This is a genomic window from Curtobacterium sp. B8 (assembly GCF_000333315.1).
GTDB classification, from domain to species: domain Bacteria; phylum Actinomycetota; class Actinomycetes; order Actinomycetales; family Microbacteriaceae; genus Curtobacterium; species Curtobacterium luteum.
Window position 1 is genome coordinate 1 of the sequence record NZ_BACW01000650.1, and the last position, 1820, is coordinate 1820.

3 protein-coding genes are annotated in these 1820 nt (G+C 77.0%); all 3 read left to right on the top strand.

What is annotated here, in order from left to right; translation table 11 throughout:
- Window positions 1-849 (top strand): hydroxyethylthiazole kinase (gene thiM / locus I59_RS17340; protein ID WP_022904947.1); only part of this gene is annotated, 849 nt, incomplete at its 5' end.
- The gene (gene thiE / locus I59_RS17345) at window positions 846-1565 is read left to right on the top strand and encodes a thiamine phosphate synthase (RefSeq protein ID WP_022904948.1); all 720 of its coding nucleotides are present in this window, start codon (window positions 846-848) and stop codon (window positions 1563-1565) included. The genes thiM and thiE, both read left to right, overlap by 4 nt.
- The coding region (locus I59_RS17350) for a bifunctional hydroxymethylpyrimidine kinase/phosphomethylpyrimidine kinase (protein ID WP_031274397.1) at window positions 1562-1820 on the top strand (259 nt) is incomplete at its 3' end. The genes thiE and I59_RS17350, both read left to right, overlap by 4 nt.

A 1820-nucleotide genomic window follows, 5' to 3' on the forward strand; every position in this document is an offset into this window, starting at 1 on the left:
GTTGCGCCCGTACCCACGACCGCCGCGCCGGACCTCGTCCGCCGGACGGCCGACCTCCTTGAGGCCCTCGGCGCCCGCGCCCCGCTGGTCCAGTGCGTCACGAACACCGTGTGCAGAAACGTCACGGCGAACGTGCTCCTGGCGCTCGGGGCGTCGCCGGCGATGGTCGACGTCCGCACCGAGGCCGGACCGTTCGCCCGGGTGGCGGACGGGCTGCTCGTGAACACCGGCACCCCGCACGAGGAGGCTCGGGACGCCGCCGTCGAGGCAGCGACCGCCGCGACGGACGCGGGGACGCCGTGGGTCCTCGACCCGGTGGCGGTCGGGGCGCTGCCGGTGCGGACGGCCCTCGCCCGGGAGCTGCTGGCGCTCCGTCCGACCGTGCTGCGCGGGAACGCCTCCGAGGTCCTGGCGCTGCTCGACGGTGCGGCCGGTGGCCGTGGCACCGATGCCACGGCCGATGCGGACGACGCCCGGTCCGTCGCTCGGGCATCGGTCGGGAGGCACGTGGGCGCGATCGCCGTGTCGGGTCCGGTCGACCTGCTGGTCACCCCCGACGGCACCGTCGTGCGGGTGGCCAACGGCACGGAGCTGCTCACGCGGATCACGGGCGGTGGGTGCGCGCTCGGCGCCGCCGTCGCCGCGTTCGCCTCGGTCGCGGCGGACGCCGGGGAGGCCGCGGTGGCCGCGACCGTCGTGCACACCCTCGCGGCCGAGCTCGCGGCGCGGGACGCCGGCGGTCCCGGCACGTTCCAGCCCGTGTTCCTCGACCGCCTGGCGACCCTCACCCCCGATGACGTCGTGCGTGGGGCCCGGGTCGCCACCGAGGCGTCGGACGGCGACCGGTGACCGGGGTCGGGTTCCCGGGCGGTCGGTCGGACGTCGGCGTGTACCTCGTGACGGACACCGCGCTCGCGGGTCGCCACGGTCACGGGGTCGTCGAGGTCGTGCGGGCAGCGGTCGCCGCGGGCGTCCGGACCGTCCAAGTGCGGGACAAGCACGCGTCGGCGCGGGACCTCCTGGCCCTGAGCGTCGCCGTGGCAGACGCCGTCGGGGCCCGGGCGACGGTGGTGGTCGACGACCGGCTGGACGTCGTCCTCGCCGCGCGGCACGCCGGGCACCGGGTCGCCGGGGTGCACCTCGGCCAGTCCGACGTGCCCGTCACCGTGGCCCGGGCGCTGCTCGGACCGGACGCGCACGTCGGCCTGACCGCCAACACGTCGGAGCACCTCGACGCCGTCGCTGCCCTGCCGTCCGGGACGGTGGACCTGCTCGGCGTCGGGGTCGTCCACCCCACGACGACGAAGGCCGACCACCCGGAGCCGCTCGGCGTCGCCGGGTTCGGTCGGATCGCCCGGTCGACCGGTGCACCGTGCGTCGCGATCGGCGGCGTGACCCTGGAGGACGTCGCGGCCCTGCGCGCGGCGGGTGCTGCCGGCGTCGCGGTGGTGTCCGGCATCTGCGCGGCGCCCGACCCCGGGGCGGCGGCGGCCGCGTACGTGACCGCCTGGCGGACGGGCGGTGCGCGCGATGGTGCACCGCGCCTCCAGGCCGGTGCCTCGTGACCGGCGTCGTGCGCGTCCTGAGCATCGCCGGGACCGACCCGACCGGCGGGGCCGGACTGCAGGCAGACCTCAAGAGCATCGCCGCGCACGACGGCTACGGCATGGGCGTCGTCACGGCGCTCGTCGCGCAGAACACCAGGGGCGTGCGCTCCGTGCACGTCCCGGACGCGCGGTTCCTGCGCGAGCAGCTCGATGCCGTGTCGGACGACGTCGTCATCGACGCGGTCAAGGTCGGGATGCTCGGCACCGCGGACG